Consider the following 21,144-nt stretch of genomic DNA (forward strand, 5'->3'; position numbering starts at 1 on the left):
GCCCGCTCATCGGTCGGCGGTATAGGACGTGATAAAATCGCCGTGCCCGGGCATTCCCGCGACTCTGGCGGCGATCGCTTCTTTTTGCCGAGCGAGTGTACTCATCAGCCGTTCGCTGTCGATCAGGCTTGCCAGCCGATGCCATTGCTGGGGCATCAGCCCTTGTCCGAGCATCACATAAATCCAGCTTTCGGTCCTGAAGAGTTCAAGCGCGTCCTGCCAAGCCTGACCCTGTGCAGAAAAATTCTCGATCCGAGCCTTCAGGCTGTCTGGAATGTCCATCTCGGCTCGGCTTCGCCAAAATTCGGAATCGTCGCGTCGCGTCAAATGGTAGTGAAGGATGATGAAGTCGCGCACATGTTCGAGTTCCCGGTCAGCCAAGGCATTCCATCGATCGCGCAACGCATCCATGTCACCATTAAAGGGGAAAAGTTGAATCAGGCGGGTTACGCCAGACATGATGAGGTGGATGCTCGTCGATTCTAGTGGCTCGATGAAGCCCGAGGAAAGGCCCAGAGCGACGCAGTTTTTCGCCCACATCTTTCGGCGCCGGCCGGTCTCGAACCTGATGAGCCGTGGATCGCTGACGGCCCTCCCCTCAATTGCACCGAGCAGTTTTTCGCGCGCATCCTCAGCGTCCAGATAGTCGCTTGCGAAAACCAATCCGTTTCCGGTCCGGTGCTGAAGCGGGATGCGCCATCGCCAGCCAGCTTCATGCGCCGCAGCGACTGTGTAGGGCGGCGGCGCATTTGTTTCTTCGGTCTGGACGGCCCAGGCCCCATTGGTCGGCAGCCAGTTGCTCCAGTTTTCATACCCGACCTCAAGGGTCTGACCGAGCAGCAAAGCCTTGAAGCCGGTGCAGTCGATGAACAGGTCACCCTCAATTCGATCACCATTATCAAGGGTAAGAGCAGTGATTTCACCCGACTCAACGTGTTGTTCGACCTTCGATATCCGCCCTTCGACCCTTCGCACGCCATCCCGCTCCGCAATTGCTCGCAGAAAGGATGCATATCGACCCGCATCGAGATGGTAGGCATAGTTGAGAGGCGGAGCGCCCTCAGTGGTGAACTTCCCCGCCAGCGCAGCTTCATGCTCCAGGCAGAACGCGCCGATCCCGTCAGCGAGGCCGCTAGCGCGCCCTTCGAGCCAGAAGTGCTGGAACTCGGCCACCCAGTTACGCATCTCGAAGGTGCCGAAGCTATGCATGTAGCTATCGCCGAGTGCACCCCAGTCGTCGAAGCGGATACCTAGTTTGAACGTCGCGCCGGTGGCCGCCATGAACGCGCGCTCATCGATGCGCAGATATTCATGAAAACTGCGCGCGGTCGGAATGGTAGCCTCGCCAACGCCAATCGTGGGGATTGCATCGCTTTCGACCAATGTCACCTGGACGAGACGACCGAGCTGGCGCGCAAGGGCACAGGCGGAAATCCAGCCTGCAGTACCGCCACCTGCAATCACGACCTTGACCGGCTGGCCTCCACTCATCGTTGTATCTTCCGCGTAAGGACCGCACGTAATCGTCGAGCCATGTTATCATCCATTTCGCCAAGTGGCCCTTGAATGTGCGGCGGCAGATGGCCGATCGCGATGTCGCGCTCTCCGAAGACGTAATGATCGAAGATGGCTTTCCATGCCTCACGTTCCTGTAGAGGGCGCTGGCGGATCGAGAGTATGGCATGCATCAGCGTGATCTGCGGCGTATCGACGAAATCAGGAACCGGATTCCACCACCAGTTCAGCAAAATGTTGAACGCATCCAGGCCTTCCACCTGATGCCACCACATGGCGGGATAAACGAGGATATCTCCAGCTTCGAGAACGACTGATTGTGCCGTTTCTAGTGCATCGCGAAAACGCGGGAATCGCTCATAATCCGGCTCCGAGAAGTCCACCATGCTGACGACCTGACCGCCAGGTGTCGGCTCAAGAGGGCCGGGATAAAGGTTTCCGATCTGATCGGGCGGGAAAAGGGTGAACCGCCGCCGTCCGGCACCGCACAAGGCGCAATTGTTGGATAAATCGTAATGGGCCGGAGTGACGGTGCGATTGCCCATCCAGAGGCTACCGACGACCGGAGCACAGTTCTCGCTTACGATATTCGCCAATCCCGGGTCATTTTCCTCCCAGAGGTCTGGGAAGAACAGATTGAGGTCGGTCGAACCGATATAAATTGTCTCCTTCGGCCCCGACAGGATTTCGTCCAGCAGCGGGCCAAGCTCCTCCTTCGATGCGCTGAAATTGAACCCATCGACAGCCTCGTTATAGTGAAAACGTCCTCTGGCCTCTTCGCTTGCCCGATATACGGTGAGCGGTCGTCCTGCTGACTTTGCGCAGAGGTAGTCTGAAACCTCCTCGTTCGACTGGCGCGCGCAACGAACGACAGGAAGTTGATAGCCCGCTTTTCGAAAGACCGCAGGCCCATTCAACGTGGTAATGAAGCGGTCAAGTTCAGCCCCACGCGGCATAGGGGTGTCGAACTCCTCGACCGGACGGGCGCAGCTCACCGAATGGTCTGCCCGATCATCCATGATCAGTCTTCGTGCATCCTCTTCCGGCGAACGAGGTCGTTCATGTTGCCTAGGGAATGGGCGATCAGAATTGCGGGTTGCAAAAACCCCTGCTGGTTCAGTTCACCCAGCTTCGCGTTTTCCAAGCCTCGCAAAGCCTCTGGCATTATGGCGTGGAAATTATCGAATTTGATAGCCTTAGTATCAGAAACCTGAACATTTAGAGAGAGGGGCTGGATCAATCCGGCTTCATCAAGGGCACGGGCCATTTGCCGCGTGCTTTGGAGACTGGAATGGATCATGCGCAAGGATTCAAGGGCGCTCTCGAGTGCCGGTGCGTGTCCGCCATGTTTCAGAAATAAAGGGTCCGAAGCCTGCTCATCTTCCGTCACCTTCGGATGGTCGAGGATGATATGTACTGCCGGATCGTCGCTATCTGACGTGCCAAGCAGGAAAGGCCCCTTCTGCATGAGGGCCGGAACGTATCTCGCGTCCCAATAATCATCGCGTGCGAACAACAATTCGTGCGGTTCGAGCCCGAGGATAGCGATCGGCACTGCGGCACCATCGGCATCTCTCGTGAATAAGATGGGAAATTCGCGCTGAACTTGCGCAATTTCCGGAAGCAGGATTTCGATTTGTCCGGCGGGATCCCCGTACTGTTGGCCATAGGCGCGACGCAGCCGCAAATTCGCATGAACTACATTATCGAGAGGAGCGGTCTGCATGATACGGGAGACTACTAGCTTGGGTTCAGAAGAAAAGGGCCGCCGCCGGTTGGGATCGGCAACGGCCCCTCTTTTAGGTTCCGCGTGCTGGAGTTAGAAGCGGAACCGAGCTCCGAGGTAGTAACGAGGACGTCCTTCGACGATGAACCAAGGCTGGTTCTCCGTGCGAGCGTAGGTCTTGGTATTCGACCCGGTCAGATTGATGCCCTCGAACGACACTGCGATGTTATCGGTAATGTCGTAGCTGACGTTAAGATCAAGCTGGTCATAGGCGTCCACGAAGACCGGGTTGCGTGAGGAACCACGGCTGTTGTTCGCAAGGAAAGCGTCGCGCCAGTTATAAGTCAGGCGAGCCGACAAGCCGAAGTTCTCGTAAATCAGCGAGGCGTTGAACGTGTCCGAAAGGCCGAGCAGCGCAAACTGATCGGCATTGGTCGGGGCGGTAATGTCGTAACCCACATCGCCGCGCACCAAGGTATATGCCGCGGCAACACCTACACCGGTATCTCCGATGAAGTACTGTCCGGCAACTTCCATGCCATAGATATGCGCTTCTTCACTGTTGACCGGCCGCTGAGTCTGGAACTGGTACAGCGGATCATCTGCGTTCGCCACTACGTCGTAGTCGCCCAGAACCTCGTCTACGAACCCTTGGTCAAGCCCGCTTGCCCCGAGGTTCGCGTTGAACTGCGTCACTGCATCGTCGAACCCGAACTGGTCAATCAATGCCGTGAGCGTGAAGAGGTTCACGTCAGACAGATCGAGACCATTGTCCTGAAGGTAAGTCAGCGCCTGACCCGACCGCGTTCCCGGCGCACCAGAGCTCGGATCGCGCAGACCAAAGAGCTCCTGAGTGATCTGACCGGTGCCCACAAAGTTCTTCACCCGCTTGTCGAAGAAACCGATCGAAGCATAGCTGGACGGTGCGAAATACCATTCGAGGCTGGCGTCGAAGTTATCCGAAATAAGCGGGATAAGCTGAGGATTGCCTGCATTACCGCCGGGGACCCCGCCCAGAGCGGTCGGACGGTTGGGGTTGCCCGTGCTGGTCGACGCGAAGAGCGAGCCGAAATCGGGACGCGCAATCGATCTACCAAAAGAGATACGACCCTTCAGATCATCCGTAAGGTCGATTGAAAAATCGAGAGCCGGGAGGATGTGATCGTAGCTATTGTCTCCAGACACAGGCTGTTCGTCAGACGAAAGCTCTGCCCGGAAATCGTTATCGGCAGTCCAGATGATGTTCTGGGGGATGCCCTGAAGTGTAACCGATTCCGATTCTGTCCGCTCATAACGTACACCGGCCACGATATTGACAGGGCGGCTCATCAACTCGGTATTGATCTCGACCTGTCCGTAGACCGCCCAGATATCTTCATCGACGCTGTTATCGCTGCTGGATTCCAATGTTCCCGGCACACCAAAAGCGTTGAAGAGTTCCGTAGCATCGCCGCGGAATGCCGTCCGCAAAGGATCGCCTGCCGGGATGCCCGTATCGAAATCGCGCCACTGACAAACCAGGCAGAATGGCTCCAGTACTCCCGGAGCAGTTTCCGCGATGTCACCAATATTGCCCACACCCCAGTCCCCCAGGGTGTCATTCGTGCTGGTCGTCCGGCTGGACATTGATGCGGAACGGTAGTTCGCACCGAACTGGACCCGATCATCATCGCCCATTTCCCAGATGCCATCGAGCCGGATTTCATCGACCGTCTGTTCCTGGAAGGCTGTCTGGCTTCGTGCGACCTGCGACCCGAGGTCGGGAATATCGAGAATGCCGTTCCCGTTTCCATTCTCCGAATCGTCGAAGCTGATGAATTGCTGCGGGAAACCGTCAACAATACGGAGGCCCTGATCGACAATGCCCTTTTGCGCCAGCGCAACAAGCGTCGAAGTATGCCCCAGCGGGTTGTTCGGCTGTGCTTCGGCCTTTGAATGATGGCCATCGAGAATAAGGGTCAGATTATCGCCGACGTCATATGCAACATTCAGGCCGAGCGAATAGAGTTCATCCTTCGTGGCACGATACTGCTGCTCGAATCCACCGTCCTTCGGCGCGGTGATGACATCATCGATGAAGATTGCGGTGGCGACCTGGTTGTTGCCGTCGAATTCGATCGCATCGAACGGACGGTTGTACCATGTCGTCTGGTCGACGCGCTGCTCTTCAGCTTCGTTGCGGTAATAGGTTGCATCGGCCGTAACCGAGAGGCGGTCGTTCGGAGAGAATTGAAGGGTCAGCTGGCCGTTGAGGCGTTCGCGCTGGAATTCTGAATAGTGGTAACGCGTGTCGTTCGGTATCCCGATCAGCGTTTCCGGATCGTCGGGTGCATTGGTCACGACCGTGGATCCGTCAGCGCGACGGAACGTCGTCGAAGAGGCGAATTCGCTGTACGGAAGGATGTTCCAGTCGTTGGCGGATTCGGAAACGGCGGAGTTGTTGCGCTTCTGATAGCTGCCGAACAGACCGACACCGAAGGTCGCGTCTCTGTTGGTCCAATTAACGAGACCCGAGATTTCGGGCGTCACCCGCGAGTGGTCAAAGGTATCGGAACCGTCGTAAACAGCCTTGGCACCGATCGAACCGCTGATGCCTTCTGGCGCATCGAGCGGCCGGCGCGTAACGATGTTGATAGCCGCACCGATACCGCCACCTGGGATAGCGGCCCGGGAAGTTTTGTAGACTTCCAGACGGCCCACGCCCTCGGAAGCAAGGTTTGCAAAATCGAATGAACGCGTGGTTCCAGAGACGAAATCACCATTCTGGTCCTGCCCGACAGAGGCAATGCTTGCCGTCGGAAGCGTCCGTCCATTGAGAGTAACGAGGTTGAACCCTGGGCCGAAGCCGCGAACCGTCACCCGCGAACCTTCGCCGTTCACGCGGTCAATCGATACGCCCGTGATGCGCTGCAACGACTCGGCGAGGTTGGTGTCGGGAAACTTGCCGATCTCTTCTGCCGAGATACCATCGACAACGCCCGAAGAATTGCGCTTGAGATCGACAGAGCGATCTAAAGAAGCGCGAATACCAGTAACGACGATTACGTCGTCATTTGCCTGCGGGTCGGTGTTATCTTCAACTATCTCCGCTTCCTGCGCGAAGGCTGTGTTAGCGCTAACAAATGTAGTCGCAAGTGCGAGCGCTGAAGCGGTACGAACCGCGCGAGAGCGCGTTGAAAAGCCAATCATGTCATCCTCCCACCATATCGGCCGGTTCGCCGATTATTGGTAGCGCTACCTTTTGTGCGCTGACAGGAGAATAAGGTTCGTTACAACAGAATGTCAATCGCGTTTCTTTATACGGAAAATTTCCTAAGCGCCTTTTGAAAAATAAGGATTTTCTGCAAACGAGGTGGGAAGAACCGGAAGTTTGGCGTGCATTTAGGCAACATCAGAACGATTGATACTTGCCGCTTAAGGCAACTTCTAGCTGCGCCACATTAAAAGACACCCCACCAGAGCCCATTTGGTCTGACGGGGTGTCTTGCAAAACGATTGGTCTAATCTCCGAAGCGCGCGGTTAACTGGATGCCGTAGAAGCGTGGTTCAGCCGGAATGAAAGTGGGGATGCCGAAGGCTCCGCCAGTGTTTCCAGCATCAAGCAGGTAGTCCTCGTCAAAGGCGTTGCGGATAAAGCCTGCCAGTTCGAAACGATCGTCGGCGAAGGAGACGCCTGCGCGAGCATTGACCAGCGTGACCGGCCCCTGCGAAATTACAGGGTCATTGGGAACCTCGAAGAAGATGCGGCTACGATAGGTTACACTGGGCGTCGCGAATAAACGCATGCCTTCGGCCACAGGATAATCGATCGTGAACCCGCCTGCGGCCTGCCATCCGGGCTGAAGCCGGAAACGCGCACCCGAGTACTCGGGCGAAAATGCGCCATCCTCGTCGATCCCGCCGGCTATGTAGCCGACATTGCCGAACACGCGCAGCCAGTTGCTCGCCTTGAGCGCGACCTCAGCCTCGACCCCCAGGTTCGATGCCGAGCCCGCGCTTTCAGTAACGAAGGAACCAGTGGGATTACCCTCAGCGTCGACTTCCGCGACCGAGACCTGGAAGTTGTCGTAGACCTGGTAGTATACGCCGAGCGAGCCGGAAACGGGGCCCGAACTGAGCTTGAGTCCCCCCTCGTAATTCCACACGGTCTCTTCGGGGATTACGCGCTGCACACCGGCTGCGTTGACCGGAACCACCGGTGAACGGCGGCCCTTCGAGACCGTGGCGAACACGTTCACCTCCGGGTTGATGCGATAGAGCACATTGAAGCGCGGCAAGACGGCGGCGAAGCTGTCTTCCGTAGTTATGGTCCCGCCCGTATCTGCCTGGCCCGGCACCAGCGGCGCCCCGCTCAGAACCGAGTTTGGCACATCGGCGAAATAGGACGACCGCCGCTCCTCGATCAGGACCCGCGCACCCGCGGTCAGTTCGAGGTTCGGCGCCGCGATGTACGTTACGTCACCGAACAGCGAATAGCTGGAGTTCTTGCCCTGATTCTCGAAGACCGAGGTGTAGGGAATGTTCGTAAGCCCGAGCGAGGGCACGCTCCCATCAGCAGCAACGCACGGGAGCCCGCCGAATGGGCGTCCCGCTTCGGGAACACCGAATAGTCCGGTCAGGCACTGCAGGAAGGTGCCTTCTTCGGTTGAGAAAGGCACGTTTTGCCGCCCGTCCTCGGTGAAGAAGTTCCACCCGAATGCCGCGCGCCAGCTTGGATCAGCATAGCTGAAACGGCCTTCATGGCTGAACTGGTCGCCTTCCGCGATTTCCGCGAATTCGAGAAACGGTGCAGCGGAGCCGTCGGCATCGAACACTTCGGCACTGTCGAACTTGCGGTAACCGTTGACGGTAGTGAAGGTGAGCGAGTCGCTCAGTTCCACCTGCGCGGTCAAATTGACGTCATAGACTTCCCGGTTCAGCCCCAGCTGGTCGTCGCCCAATGCCTCGGCAGAGTATGGCGAACCGCCCAAGTTGGCATCGCCGAAGGCATTCTGTGCGCCGCCGGGCGCACCTACGTAAGCCGGGAAGGCGCCCGAGATGAAAGGCGTGCCGCCGTGGCGCTGCTGGTCGTAAGTGCCGATGATGTCGACCGTCACGTAAGGACTCGGAGTAAAACGCAGCGAGCCTCTTACCCCGAACTGGTCCTTGGCATAGAGATCCTCTTCTTGGCTCTCGGCCAAATTCTGGACATAGCCGTCACGTGTGCGCCATTCGAAGGCCACGCGACCGGCCACCGTATCGGAGCCGAGATTGACGAAGCCCGAAAGCAAAGTCGCGTCGAAATTTCCGTAGCCCCCAGTAAGCGCAGCCGATGCGCCGGACTTGGGTTTGGCGGAGACGAGGCTGATCGCGCCCACCGCCGATGCGGTGCCAAACAGCGTAGCCTGCGGGCCCTTGATGACCTCCACGCGCTCGAGGTCGTAGATCGCCTGATACGAGCCGCGCGAGCGCGAGATATCGACGCCGTTGTAGTAGAGCGTAACACGGGGCCCCTGCTGTGCCGAACCGCTGTCCGAAGTGATCCCGCGGATGACGATTCCGGGGTTATTGGCGCTCTGTTCCTGGATGTTGAGCCCCGGAACGTAGTTGGACAACTCGTCCAGATCGGTCACGCCGAGTTCGTCGATCGCATCACCAGTCAGCGCGCTGATCGTGATCGGCACATCCTTGGCGCGCTGTTCGATCTTCTGCGCCGTAACGATGATAGTTTCGCCTCGCTCATCGGCTCCTGCGGCGGCAGTTTCCTGCGCCAGCAAGGGTGACGGAAACAGGGCCACGGTCGCGAGCAAAGGGGCGCGATGTTTTTTCAGGGGCATTGATAATCCTTCGGTTAGCGCAATGGGCTCGCCGCGCGTTAGAGGCCGAAGGTGTCATTTTGCGTGCGGTTTAATTGCAGTTTTCAGGCAGCGTTGCGCTTTGAAGGCACTTACGTGACGAAAATTACGAATCCCGTGACGGCGTGGCAGCATAAAGCCGCGACGAAGCGCCTAAAGCGCGTGGACGAGGAATAGCCCCCGCCAGCGAAGGTTGAACCACTTTACCGCTCGCGCGGGATACAAATCGACTGGATTTAAATGTATGGTGCCAGAAGAGGACTCGCTCTCAATCGTTAACCGATTGACTTGCATAGATTTTCCGACAGCGCCTTAGATATAGCCCCAATTTTTGGCCCCCATAACTCAAGTTGTGCACAGGTTTGAGTCCCGCAAACCCCTCAAAATGCTCCAGTTTGACACTTAAGTTTCATTTTGCTACCTAATTAAAAGGGGCGTGAAAACGCTACCCGTGATCATCAACGTAGCTTAAGGGGATGGAGATGGCTCGGCAACCCGCGCGGGTGCTGGAAAAGCAAGACGTGTGCCGCCTGATGGCGCTTACTGATCGCCATCGGCAAAGTGATCGCAACGCTGTCATCGTGATGCTCAGCTTTAAGGCAGGCCTCAGGGCTTGTGAGATTGCAGGGCTGACTTGGGCCATGGTGCTAACCACCAGCGACCAGATAGCAGACCATCTGACAATTAGCGGCACCATCGCGAAGTATGGCTCCGGACGGCTCATTCCGATTCACTGCGATCTTCGCAGAGTGTTAAAACGCTATCATAAGGCGGACGGTCGTCCCGCAAGTGGCCCGCTGGTGCGCTCAGAAAGAGGCGCGGCAATGACCCCCCGTAGCATCGTGAACTGGTTTCATGAGGCATATGCAGTGCTGGAGCTGAATGGATGCTCGTCCCACTCCGGCAGGCGCACCTTTATCACGCAGTCCGCTAGATTAATCAGCAAGACTGGTGGGTCGCTAAGAGACGTTCAGGAACTAGCTGGCCACCGAGCTTTGACTACTACGGAACGATATATTGAAGGCGATAGAGAAGCGCAGCGCAAGCTGATCGCGATGCTCTAGCGCCACTCGAAATCCAAATAGCAAGAAGGGATGATGACATGGATTTCCATGGCCAAGACGATTGCGCCCGACGCTGGCCTACCCAACAGCAGAAGCGAGTGAGCGAGCTGAATGATCAGTTCCGCAGAGAACGAGTTGGCGGCTATTTTTGCATAACTGACGGCATCGTGAATCTGGGACACCAGATCTATCTGGAAATCATCGCAGCGATAGCTGAGTTTAACGACTTCACGCCAGACAACGACCCGCACTGCGAACACGATTTCGGTTCGATGCAAATCGCTGGCGAGACGATATTCTGGAAAATTGATTACTATGATCAAAGCCAAACTTATGCCTCGCCCGATCCATCCGATCCTTCCGCCACTCAACGCCTACTGACGATCATGCTAGCGTCGGAATACTGATGGTGAAAAAGCCGCCTTTGATTGAACTTAGTTTTCCAATTACCAAACAGCTGTTCACCCAGATCGATGAGGCAGTCAGGCGTGCTGGCTATAGTGAGGCCATTGAACGATCAGAGTCGGCAACTCTCCCCCGGACCGCGGATCAGTTTGCCTCTGAGGTAATCTATGTCGCGATCAGTGCGGGCTTCAGCAATCGGGTAGCAGTGCCCATTTTCGAGCGATGCATGGCAGCTCTCCGGAACGGAAATTCCTCGAAAACGGTATTTGGGCATCCGGGAAAAACGGATGCGATCGACGACATTTGGATGCGTCGGGCGTCGTTATTCCGCAAACTCAAGAAAGCAGATAACCTTATTGAGTTCTGCGCCACGCTGCCGTGGACAGGTCCGATCACCAAGTTTCACTTGGCTAAAAACTTCGGGGCTGATGTCGCTAAGCCAGACGTACATCTGAACCGACTTGCCAGCGCGGAACGGCTGACTGCGTAGGAGCTTTGCGACAGGCTCGCCAAAGAATCCGGCTACCGTTCATCAACGGTTGACCTAGTTCTATGGCGGGCCTGCGCCGACGGGATTATTCACTCTCGACGATAGCGATTAGCGAACTACATTGAATGGATCGTACTCCGCCTTTTTCCTCTTGGAACGATAAACGTCCCAGAGGTCCCCAAAATAGTACAGGGGCAGACTCCCAGGTTCCCATTCTGCCCGGCTTCGGTTCCAGTAAGTAAGGCGGCGCCAGCAATGCTTTCTGAGCTCCTTGCCGGATCCACAACCGCGCACAAGCTCTTTCAACTCTAGTTGCGACAGTAATTCTAACAAGCGCGTGGCAAATTCAGGTCGGTATCCCTTTTCTCGGGATACCAGACAATCACCCCGCTTGCGCTTTTCGAGCATTTTGACATCGTAGGGTGGCTTGAAGAGGTAGTAGGCCAAGTAGGCTAACTCTCCATCTTTATCATCAACCTCCATTATTCGAACTGGCTTTGCCTCAAGATTGGAACAGCTGGTGTTGTTTCGATTGAGACGAATTTCCACCTGCTCCGCGTCGAATTGAGTGTTCGTCCACGTAAGAGCATGAGAATGGGTCATGATCGTTCGCCCCTTGCCCGCTCTAGGGTGATTCCCAAGGCCCTGAAACTCGATTACGAAGATGCCGTCTAGTTTTTGGGCGCGAAGAGTCCGATCCGTCAGTCCACTTATAAACTTGAGGTCCAAGACCGGAGTTCGATCTGAGGTATTTCCTCGGTCATGAATGAAAGTCCAAAAGTGAAAACGAAGTTTGGGGTTTTCTTTTCGCAAGGACTCGAGAGCCCTTCCGAAAAATTTCGCAGCCTTTCGCCTCACACTCAGATCCGACGCCAACATTGTGTTGCAGCATCTTCCGTAACCCAATGCATCTCGAAACTTGGTTACATCGCTGGACGACGCGGATTGGCTGTGCGCGTATCGTTTTATTTTATCCGCAAACTTGCGTTCAGCAATCTGCGCCATCTTTGACGCGCTCTTTTTAGAAACCTCCTTCGCCATCAAATTTCTCCCGCCGATTTTTTCTCGGAAGATCTACGGCGAATGGCGGAAGAGCTAGGGCTATCGCTACAATTTTGGCTCTCTCTTATGCTCACTTCTATGTCATCGTGTGTATGACATAGGCCAAGCACGAGTTGCTCCGCGATCTCGCACTTACTTGGCTGGGTCATTGCGCTATCGATTCCAACGCTGTTCCCTTTTTCCAGGCTCAACATGGCGCACTCGAGCACGCTAGAAAACGTGATCCGGGTGCCTCGGCCAAATTTGGCCACCGTCAATTCACCAGATTTAATCATTGCGTAGACAGACGTTCTGCCCAGTCGCAAGAGGCTCATCGCCTCTGCCACTGTGACGAAGATAGGATACTGTAGCTGTCTCACTCGACTTCTCCATTTTCGGCAAAGCTTCTCCGCTCTGAGAAGTATGTATCTCAGAAGAAACGCTTTGTTGTTGGTGGCATCGAATTCCCTGAGTAGCTGGGCTTCTCAGAAAGCCGGCGATCTTGCCGCGGCTAACACCGTCAATGTCCGGTTCGCCAAAGTATGCAGAAATTCGCGGGAGGATATTCTAATAGATTCACCACCTTGATGTCATGCATTTTGTATGACAGGCGGACGGCTTTAACTGGAGCTAGGGAGCCATAGAGGTGGCCAAAAAGAAGCGGGCTTTCGAGCGTAATTTCGATCTCAAGTCCGAAAAATGCCTGCGTAGGAAGGATGCCGAGCAAGCACTGCGAAACATCTGGGATGAACACACTCGCAGGTTAGGCTCTAGCTTTCTCGTTGGACCATACGAGCCGACGAAGAACGATAGCGCGAAAAATTTTTTGCGGCGCGAGGTGTACGCGCTTGGCCTCAAGATTCTAAGCTGTCCCTCCACAAACTGGGCCACCGAGGACTTCCTTGCCAAAGTTAGGCCAAACCTAAATCGCCCCGACAAGCTCGGCAATGTGTTCCACGATTTGCTAATGAGCATCTACAACGATGATTCACAGATTTCTCGCCAAGAGCGGCACTTGATGGCGCGCGAGTTGGAATACGCCCGGAGGCATGCCATTCCGCCTGAACTCCTGTGCGGGTTTTTATATCAAAGCGGACCCAGAACCGAGATTCGGAAGAAACTTGAAGCTGGATACCTAGAGGCTGCTTTTTCCCAGGCTTGATGGTCGAACGCTATCCGTACTCATTACAAAACTGGTAAATTGTCATGATCGATTTGGGACCGTTACCGTACTACCAGTTTAGCGATGCCGATCGCAGGAGCGTGCGCTACCGTCCTACTCAAAACGATTATTCCGGTCCACGCGGGAAGCTGCGCGAGTTGGCTAACAGCGTTTCCAGTTCGGCCACCGCCGTCTTCACATTCTGCCGCGTGGGGATATCGTAGTGATCAAAAGGGAGAGACCGCACTCAGCCCTTGGCGGAACTCACCGGCAACGTTCGCTGGCGAACTAGATAATGACCTGCTTCGCTAGCCCTTACGGGCTTCGCAGAAATAGGCCATTGCTCCAACCGCGCTCATGCGCACCAAAGCGGCTCGGCTCTATCCTTAGCCGGGGAAAGCATGTGGTCCCGTCAGAGGGCGTCTTGATGAGTTTAATAAAATCTTGGTAGTGCGACGTGAAATTTCGATTGGAGCACGAGAATGCCAACAAAAAAAGCCGGAACCATTAACGCCGCGAGAATTTTAGCTGCACTCGGAAGAATTGGTTATCAGCCCGTTTCCGCGATTCTCGATATAGTGGACAATTCCGTTTCTGCAGAAGCCACCAACGTAGCGGTGCAAATTTCGCTTTCGCAGCACGAGGACGAGCATGGCCGCAAACGTACTCTAATCGACTCTATCGCAATCGTAGATAACGGCCATGGGATGGACGAGGATGGGATAGACAATGCAATTTCTCTCGGCTCATCAGAAGACTTTTACGAGGCCGGGTCGCTCAGTAAATTTGGTCTTGGCCTGAAGTCAGCATCATCCTCTCTAGGCTCAAAACTAACGATCACATCCCGCAAGGAAAATGACAAGTCGCTCACGGCGGTGCTCGATCAGCGCTCACTGACATCCGATTATGAGTATGACCTCGAGGAATCCGACGACGATACTGTCGATTTACTAGATTCTCATGTTGGACGAGGAAACTCGGGCACTATCGTCCGGATCGACCAAATCCACCATGAATCGATGCCCCGTGCCGTCGAGATCATCGAGGAGTTGAAGCGCCAAGCTGGTGTGATTTTCTACTATTATATTAAAGGAGAATCGCCCGCAAACCGACAGGTCAGTTTCGTGATTGACCAAGACGGGACACAGGAACAAATCGAGGCTTTCGATCCTCTGTTTTTGGACGAGATTCCCGATGCGGACGGAAATCTCGATGAGCGCACCTGGGAAGGCCAGACTGTAAACTGGATCAAGCAGCCGCAAAAATTCCAGTTAGATACAGATGGGAAAGTTTGGGCAACCGTTGAGATTAGCCAACTCCCTCACCCTCCTTCTGTCGCAACATTTGCCAAGATGACCCAATCAGAGACCAGGCGTCACTATAATATCGGCGCAGGGAATTATGGATTTTATATTTATCGAAACGGACGGCTTATCTCATGGGCAGATTCGCTTGGCGGTCGGATCAGTCAGGATCAAGACTTATACTCGTTCCGTGGCCGCGTCCTAATTGAAAGCGATGCTGATGACATTTTGAACCTCGATGTGACCAAGAGTCGCATTCATCTGTCCGAGATTGCGCAGAGCCAGCTCGATCCTATAATAAACGAGGCCAAGAAAAAGAGCATTGCAGCTTGGAGAAACGCAGGTAACAACGTCTCTAGGCATACCGAGAGCGATCCCCATTCAGAGATAAACGCAGAGCTTGATCGCTTCGGCGACTTAGAAGAGAAGGGGCAAAAGCTCGACGAGGAAGTCGCCCCTGAAGGAGATAAGAAAAAGTTAAGGGCTAAGCGTGAGAAGCTAGAACAATCGACGCCTATCAAGCCGGAAGAAGCTGAGAAGCTCGAAAAACAGGGTCAGCGCGTGCAATATGTCGAAGAGCTAGAAAATAATCAGCTTTGGGAGCGAGCGCTCGACCCGCAAGAAGGCCTCATCGTACGCGTTAACAAGTCTCACTCGCTGTATCGTGATGTCATCAGTGTGAAGGGTGAAAACACCGACCTTATTCGTACGCTTGACATCATCTTCTTCGCTTTGGCGAAAGGCGAATTTATGACCCTTTACAAAGGGGAATTCGATGAAAAGATTGCCAGTCAGGTATTAGACGAATTCCGAGAGCAAGCTGGCGGAAATCTCGCGGAGATTCTGAGGCAGATTTCAAAAACGAGCTAAGTCGATGCCGAGAGAGTCGCTTCGCATCACCATTTCTAGCGATGAAGCTGCAAAAAAAGCACCATTCATTTATCTCGGCTTATCTCGATCTTGTCGAGCCATCTACCTTGGAGAAACGAGAAGCAGCACAGGGGTTATCGGGCGGATCGCCCAACATGTTTCAGAAACAAGTTCAAACACATTCAAGCAGCGTGTTTGCGCGATTTCCAAGTCTGATGACATCACCTTGCGTGACATCCATTTTATCGCTGTCCGACTCTCTGGATATCGAGGCTTTTGGTTAGACAGCAGCGAATACCGCAGAGCAGTGGAATACTTGGTTCATTGCGAGTTATTGAACTTTCTCTCGGAAGCGAAAATCTCGCTTTGCCTCACATCACGGGTTAATGCGAATGGCTATTGCAACTCAGTGACGGTCCAGCGCGAGTCCGAAATCGTGGCACGCTCAATGTTCCAGGCACTGCGGGAAATCCTCTAAGCTACTTGTGACAGGCTAGACAAGCCTTCGCTTGGCCATACAGATCGTCAATATCGAGTGGTTCATCGTCGGGACGCAAAGGGTTCTTAGTCAGCTTGGCACGCTGTCGATCAACCCGCTTTTGGTGCTCCGCCTTAATCGCAGCTATCCGTTTAGGCTGTTCTAACTCATCTAATGATTCACCATGGCTCCAGGTGAACGGAGAGCCATGTTCGACGGCTGTTTTTTCGTAACGCTTTGCCTCTTCAAATGCGTCAGGGTGACGTTCCTTCAAGCGAACCCATTCAATCTTTTGCTGGAAAAAGCAGAAAGTGCAGCCGCTACGCGTTCGCCACTCATAATAGCGCGGGAGGCCCAAGCCAGAGGAGTCCAGAATTTCCATGACTCCAGCTTTGTCGATCCCGGCTTCTTTGAGAGGCAGTTTGATCGTCAAATTTTCGTGCTTGGACGTGTAGCCCTCGCGATACTCCTCGTCGCCGCGAATGGCGACATAGGACCATACCTTGTCGCCGTTTTCGAGCATGGGTTTGATCCATTGCTCGAAGGGCCGAAGTTTGAGCTGTCTGGTACACCAGCGAGTCTGTGCTGATGGCAAAAACGTATTATACTGCTTAAGCCAGAAATCGAAGTCGCGGTCTGGATTAAGGCGCTCGATAGGCTTGCCGAGAACACCCTCCAAGCGGCCAAGGAACTCGTAAACCTCTGGTAATTCCTTGCCCGTGTCCGTGAAGAAATATTCGACGTTTATCTCTGGATGATACTGGCGCATGTAGACGGCCAGCGCAGCGCTATCGCGACCGCCAGACAACCCGAGCACATGACGTTCGTTCCCGCTCAAACCACAGCCTCCTGAGGCGGCACTGGACGATCTTCTCGGCCTTCCTTGGCCATGATCTCAGCTGAAAGCTCCGCAAGCGCGGCAAGGAGAACTTCACGGTCAGCTTGGGCGTGATCAGCAAGTGCGTTCCGCAATTTCTGCGCAATCGCCTTTGCCACTTTGCGGTCAGCCTCATCGACGGTGAATTCATGCGCGTGAGACGTTGGCCGCCCATCAAGTCCAAGTACCATGGCGACGGCATGGCGCTTATCGGAGCGGCCTTTCACTCGTGCGAAGGTTTCCGCGCGAAGGAACTGTTGTGCAAAGTCGGCGAGTTCCAATCCCGCATTGTCGAGATCAGCGTCAATCCAGTGGCGCGGCGGCTTGTTGGTCGCCAGGCTGGCAAGCCCTTCAATATCATCGCGCGAGCCTTCAAACTGGCTCAGTCGGCCGATGAAGGCATTGAGCCTAAAATCACCACTCAGCTCACGGATATTTTCAGCCCGGTCGCGAAGTTCAAGCAAGGCTTGCGACGAGCTATTCGGCACGTCGAGTTCAAGCAGAAGATTGTCGGTAATCCGCGCCAGCATGGTCGGATAGGCAGCGACAAGTTCGGCGAGTCCGTCGCGGACCTTCTCCGCAACCTTTTTAAGCGCTTTCTGGTCAATCGCGTCGGCTTCATCATCCCCCACGAGACGCGGTAGATCGTTGAAGATTAGCTGGTTCGGGTCATTTGCTTTTTTGAAAATCGACCGAATTTTCGTCGCGTTGGCTGACAGGCGAAGCGTTCTTTGTGTCCAGGTCGGCAGGTCCGCATAGATTGCGATCAGCCCCCGTCCAACATCGATCGGCTCAAGATTAGCCAGCTCATTAGTCTCATCGATCTCACGCACGATGCCTGCAAGTTCGGAAAGCAGGCTGCGGCTAATATCATTTAGATCCATCCATCGCAGTTGAATATCGCTTGGGTCTTTGGCGAGATAATCGACGTCAAGATCAGAGAACTGGGCTTGGAAAATTTGCTGACGATATAAGGCAACCTTGTCACTCTGCGAGAGAATGTAGGCAACCGATAGGACGGGCATCAGCCCGTCTTTCACCCCATATGGCGCGGCACGCCAAAGGGCATAAACTTCCGAGAGGGAAACTGAACGGTGGGCATTTTCTTTCAGCAGTTTGTCAGCTGCTTTCCAAAGTGATGCCAAGTTTGCGGGATCTTTGGCCGTGGGGCCCGTGAAGCGCAACGCAGCGCGCGCTTCACGATACAAGCCTGTGGCCTCAAGAAGTGAGGCGAATAGTCCGCCTTCGGCGGGATAGTCCTGTATTCCAAGTCGATGCTTTCCCGCACCTTCAACCATATGCTTTAGAAGTGCGTTCTGCGCGGCGATAGCACTGCTCGAAGGCTTGACGCGATTGAGCAGCTCATTGTGAATGTGTGGGGCGTCGGGAAAGAGCTTTTCAGCGATATCTGACGCAAATCCGCTCAGTTCGGCGCGAATAAATTGGCGTGGTTCGCGTTGTTTATAATACCATGCTGCCGTGTCGGCAGTAAGTTCAAGCTCTGCCTCAAGCTTCGCACTAAGATCAGAAAGGCGAGAATTCACTTCGCGGCGTGCGACAGGATCGCCAACAAGCTCCGCGCGCTCATCGCGCACTAATGCAAGTGCCGAGACTTCTTTGGCCAAGGCGCCAATAGCCCAGGAGCGCGGCGAGATGCCGATAACGAGTTCAGTATCGCTTTCGAGCCTGCCGATTTTCCGTGCGATGGCTTCGGCCTCCGCTTCGGTTTCGCCGTCAGTGGGGACCGCGAGCAAAAACAGACCAATGCTGTCGGCAGGAGTTTCAAAATTCTCTGCGCGTTCGAGCGCCGCACTCAGGGGACATACATCGAAATCAAACCATCGCAGCGCGCCTGTTTCATGATAGTGGCGTTTGGCGAGGATGGGCTGCAAATCAGCAAGCTCGCTAATTTGTGAAAAGTCCATCTTACCGATTTCGACAAGCGCTTCATCGAGGGCTGCGTCAAAATCAAAATCGCTTCCTGCAAAAACGGCATATCCGCCCAAATGTCGCTTATGGATGATAAGCGACCAATCAGTGAGCTGCTGCAAATGCTGTTTCAATATTGCTTGTGTGATTTTCGGCAAAGAAAGCCAAAGCAACCGTTCGCTTGCTGAAAGTCCCGATTGTGCCCGAAACAGATCGAGCACGGCAATTGTCTTCAAAATCTCGATATGCAGAGGATCGCCGCCCAGCATCTCACAACGCGATACGGCCTCAGCAGCGATCGCCCAGCGATGGCCATCGGGTGAGGCAAGAATTGAAGGTTCAAGATTACGCTGTAGATAATCCCAGAGAAGCGCAGGGCGATAAAGATCATCCTTCCCTGCATGGCGTAGAAAATCTTGAAAGCCGCTTGGCTCCGCCGAATTGAGAAATCCAAAAAGGCTTCGCTGGTTCTGACCAAACCGCCGCCTAGAAATTGGCCCGAGAAGAGCTGCCACAGCTGGGTGCAATGGCCAGGTGTGTGAAAGCACATTTGTAAGAGCTGCCTTCTGACCGCGCCCACTTCCTGCCAATTCCCCAGCCACTTCGCTCGACAGTTTGTCATGTGACGCGGGACGGCCCGTCGCCATGATGGCACGAGAGAGAAGGTCGATCTGCTCCTCGCCTGCTACATTGACGACGAGATCAACGAAGCGGCCCTGAATCTTTGACCACTCATCGCGAACCTCGCGGGCCATCCTGTTCGCATATTCATCGAAGGATTGATGGAGAGCACCAACGATGATGAGCTTACCGTTACTTCGCGAGGCCAGTTCCGCGAGCTGTTGGAAGAGATATATATCGCTGCTTTCGTTGGCAGCGCTTTCCAAGATTTTGCCCATCTCGTCGATGAAAAGGACAGCGCCATCGGTCGCCGTATCGTCGATCAAGTACGACAGCACCTTGAGAATCTTCTTCTCGGTCCAGACCTTAGGCGCGCGCGAAACAACAGAGGCTTGTTTCAGCGCTTCACCAAGGATCGTCGCGACAGGCGCGCGCCAACCAACGGCGGGAACGATGGTCCAGCCCTTCCGTGTTGCGGGAAAACCTTTGCGGAAGGATTTTACCAGAGCAGGCGTCGCCAAACTCTCCGCCTTCTTACGCAACTTCGGATCATCAGAAAGCAAAGCGCTCACAATGACAATGAGGCTCGATTTGCCGCTTCCATACGGCCCGGTCCATGTAAATGCACCCTGCCCTGTTTCGGCTACATGTCCTGCCATATTTGCAAGCACGTCGGCAGCCGAATTTGGCAGGATATAGCCATCCAGCGCCTCGGCAGTTCCAATGTCAGAATCAATGCGGATCGACTTCTGAAACCGCCGCGCAATTTGAACTTTGTCAGCTAGCGCACTCATGCTGCGCGCCGATCTGCGAGCGCGGCATAGTCGGTCTCGATGTACTCAAGCGCCCGGGCCGAGACTACTCTTGAATCGCGGGTCAATTGACGCAATCCCGCCGTTTCTGACCACCGCATTGCGCCGCCTGAAAATTCTTCGAGGTCGTAAAGACGTTGCGCCAAACTTTTCTCGTCGAGACTGAACACTCGCCCAGGCGATTCAGGTTCATGGGCAAGAGCCTCGAAAGAGAGCGTATTGCTGTTGGTGAATTGCTCCCAAAACTGCGCCACTGCGAACGCAAACACACCGCCTCCAAGCGACGGCTGCTGACCACGCACGAAACGAAATCCGTCCTTTCTGCCCGTCGGGCGCAGCAGGCCTAGCTCGCATAAGGGAGATTCCAATGCGTCCTCGTGCGTGGCCGATTTGGCCAGGGGTCGTGCAGCGTAGGTACGCGCAAAGCATTCCACATCGCGCTTTACGGTGGCCGCGGAAACTCGTGGCCAAGATTGGGCAGTGGCAACCTTTAAGAGCTCTTCGACCAACATTTCTCGGTCGAAATTCTGAGCATGGAAATAGTTGAAGGCATAATGCCACGTGGTGCGGTCAGGTCGGCTGCACAAGAACCAATGGAGCAACCACAAGGTGGCTTCATGCTCGATGTAAGGATCGAGACCGGAAGGTCCAAAAATCTTCTCGCCGAATGCGGTGGGGCGAAGTGCTTGACCCTCAGTTTTGATGATATTGCAGGCCTGCGCCCAATAGCGCATAGAAGAAACCATATTCTTCCCGACACCAAAATCAGCGATGGCAGAGTCGCTTAGGAAAATAGAGCGATTATCGGCGCTTTTGCGCTGCTCATAAACGGGATCGAATGCCTTCTTCAGCCACCCGTAGCGAAGCGGGAAGGTCTCATGCCCCGAGAATTGGGGTTTGTAGTCTTGCTGAAAAATTGCGCCGCGTGCCATCTGGACGATACCTCCAGGTCGACAGTAACAAGCGGCCCATGCTAACGTCAATCCTGGAGCTTGGTTCCAGCTTCCATATCACCA

Annotated in this window: 16 protein-coding genes; 6 read left to right on the plus strand and 10 right to left on the minus strand. The window is 54.7% G+C overall.

What is annotated here, in order from left to right; translation table 11 throughout:
- Nucleotides 1-6: 6 nt before the first annotated feature.
- The 5 genes from ACYQ0G_RS07075 to ACYQ0G_RS07095 form a co-directional block, all read right to left on the minus strand.
- Nucleotides 7-1,491, minus strand: a complete 1,485-nt coding sequence (locus ACYQ0G_RS07075; protein ID WP_460101117.1) for a tryptophan halogenase family protein — start codon at nucleotides 1,489-1,491, stop codon at nucleotides 7-9.
- On the minus strand, nucleotides 1,488-2,534 hold the full coding sequence (locus ACYQ0G_RS07080; protein ID WP_460101119.1) for a cupin-like domain-containing protein: 1,047 nt from the start codon (nucleotides 2,532-2,534) through the stop codon (nucleotides 1,488-1,490). The genes ACYQ0G_RS07075 and ACYQ0G_RS07080 overlap by 4 nt, the downstream gene beginning before the upstream one ends.
- Before the next feature lie 2 nt (nucleotides 2,535-2,536).
- On the minus strand, nucleotides 2,537-3,241 hold the full coding sequence (locus ACYQ0G_RS07085; RefSeq protein ID WP_460101122.1) for a SapC family protein: 705 nt from the start codon (nucleotides 3,239-3,241) through the stop codon (nucleotides 2,537-2,539).
- Nucleotides 3,242-3,334: 93 nt separating this feature from the next.
- The gene (locus ACYQ0G_RS07090) at nucleotides 3,335-6,430 is read right to left on the minus strand and encodes a TonB-dependent receptor (RefSeq protein WP_460101125.1); all 3,096 of its coding nucleotides are present in this window, start codon (nucleotides 6,428-6,430) and stop codon (nucleotides 3,335-3,337) included.
- Nucleotides 6,431-6,741: 311 nt separating this feature from the next.
- Nucleotides 6,742-9,057: a TonB-dependent receptor gene (locus ACYQ0G_RS07095; protein WP_460101127.1), complete on the minus strand. Its 2,316-nt coding sequence runs from the start codon at nucleotides 9,055-9,057 to the stop codon at nucleotides 6,742-6,744.
- Nucleotides 9,058-9,557: 500 nt separating this feature from the next.
- On the opposite strand from ACYQ0G_RS07095, the gene ACYQ0G_RS07100 reads away from it, so the two are divergent.
- From ACYQ0G_RS07100 to ACYQ0G_RS07110, 3 genes are read left to right on the plus strand one after another with little or no spacing between them, the layout of a single operon-like run.
- Nucleotides 9,558-10,139 (plus strand): tyrosine-type recombinase/integrase, encoded by a 582-nt coding sequence (locus tag ACYQ0G_RS07100; RefSeq protein ID WP_460101130.1) that lies wholly within the window; start codon nucleotides 9,558-9,560, stop codon nucleotides 10,137-10,139.
- Nucleotides 10,140-10,177: 38 nt separating this feature from the next.
- Nucleotides 10,178-10,546 (plus strand): DUF3768 domain-containing protein, encoded by a 369-nt coding sequence (locus ACYQ0G_RS07105; protein ID WP_460101133.1) that lies wholly within the window; start codon nucleotides 10,178-10,180, stop codon nucleotides 10,544-10,546.
- The gene (locus ACYQ0G_RS07110) at nucleotides 10,546-11,034 is read left to right on the plus strand and encodes a hypothetical protein (RefSeq protein WP_460101136.1); all 489 of its coding nucleotides are present in this window, start codon (nucleotides 10,546-10,548) and stop codon (nucleotides 11,032-11,034) included. Before ACYQ0G_RS07105 ends, ACYQ0G_RS07110 begins: the two co-directional genes overlap by 1 nt.
- Nucleotides 11,035-11,142: 108 nt before the next feature.
- Here ACYQ0G_RS07110 and ACYQ0G_RS07115 read toward each other — a convergent pair whose 3' ends face one another.
- Nucleotides 11,143-12,075 (minus strand): hypothetical protein, encoded by a 933-nt coding sequence (locus ACYQ0G_RS07115; RefSeq protein WP_460101139.1) that lies wholly within the window; start codon nucleotides 12,073-12,075, stop codon nucleotides 11,143-11,145.
- A complete protein-coding gene (locus ACYQ0G_RS07120) occupies nucleotides 12,075-12,455 on the minus strand; it encodes a helix-turn-helix domain-containing protein (RefSeq protein ID WP_460101141.1) in 381 nt (126 codons plus the stop codon). Before ACYQ0G_RS07120 ends, ACYQ0G_RS07115 begins: the two co-directional genes overlap by 1 nt.
- 266 nt (nucleotides 12,456-12,721) lie before the next feature.
- Here ACYQ0G_RS07120 and ACYQ0G_RS07125 point away from each other — a divergent pair, with 266 nt between their 5' ends.
- The 3 genes from ACYQ0G_RS07125 (at nucleotide 12,722) to ACYQ0G_RS07135 (ending at nucleotide 15,889) form a co-directional block, all read left to right on the plus strand.
- Nucleotides 12,722-13,237 (plus strand): hypothetical protein, encoded by a 516-nt coding sequence (locus ACYQ0G_RS07125; protein ID WP_460101143.1) that lies wholly within the window; start codon nucleotides 12,722-12,724, stop codon nucleotides 13,235-13,237.
- 482 nt (nucleotides 13,238-13,719) lie between these two features.
- Complete coding sequence (locus tag ACYQ0G_RS07130) at nucleotides 13,720-15,411, plus strand: ATP-binding protein (protein WP_460101146.1); 1,692 nt, start codon at nucleotides 13,720-13,722, stop codon at nucleotides 15,409-15,411.
- Nucleotides 15,412-15,415: 4 nt separating this feature from the next.
- Complete coding sequence (locus ACYQ0G_RS07135) at nucleotides 15,416-15,889, plus strand: hypothetical protein (protein WP_460101148.1); 474 nt, start codon at nucleotides 15,416-15,418, stop codon at nucleotides 15,887-15,889.
- A gap of 1 nt (nucleotide 15,890) precedes the next feature.
- On the opposite strand, the gene ACYQ0G_RS07140 is transcribed toward ACYQ0G_RS07135, so the two are convergent.
- From ACYQ0G_RS07140 to ACYQ0G_RS07150, 3 genes are read right to left on the minus strand one after another with little or no spacing between them, the layout of a single operon-like run.
- Nucleotides 15,891-16,727: a phosphoadenosine phosphosulfate reductase domain-containing protein gene (locus ACYQ0G_RS07140; RefSeq protein WP_460101150.1), complete on the minus strand. Its 837-nt coding sequence runs from the start codon at nucleotides 16,725-16,727 to the stop codon at nucleotides 15,891-15,893.
- The gene (locus tag ACYQ0G_RS07145; protein ID WP_460101152.1) at nucleotides 16,724-20,110 is read right to left on the minus strand and encodes a DUF6079 family protein; all 3,387 of its coding nucleotides are present in this window, start codon (nucleotides 20,108-20,110) and stop codon (nucleotides 16,724-16,726) included. Before ACYQ0G_RS07145 ends, ACYQ0G_RS07140 begins: the two co-directional genes overlap by 4 nt.
- On the minus strand, nucleotides 20,107-21,060 hold the full coding sequence (locus tag ACYQ0G_RS07150) for a DUF4007 family protein (RefSeq protein ID WP_460101153.1): 954 nt from the start codon (nucleotides 21,058-21,060) through the stop codon (nucleotides 20,107-20,109). Before ACYQ0G_RS07150 ends, ACYQ0G_RS07145 begins: the two co-directional genes overlap by 4 nt.
- Between the last annotated feature and the right edge of the window lie 84 nt (nucleotides 21,061-21,144).

The sequence above is a fragment of the Qipengyuania triglochinis genome, from assembly GCF_054655615.1.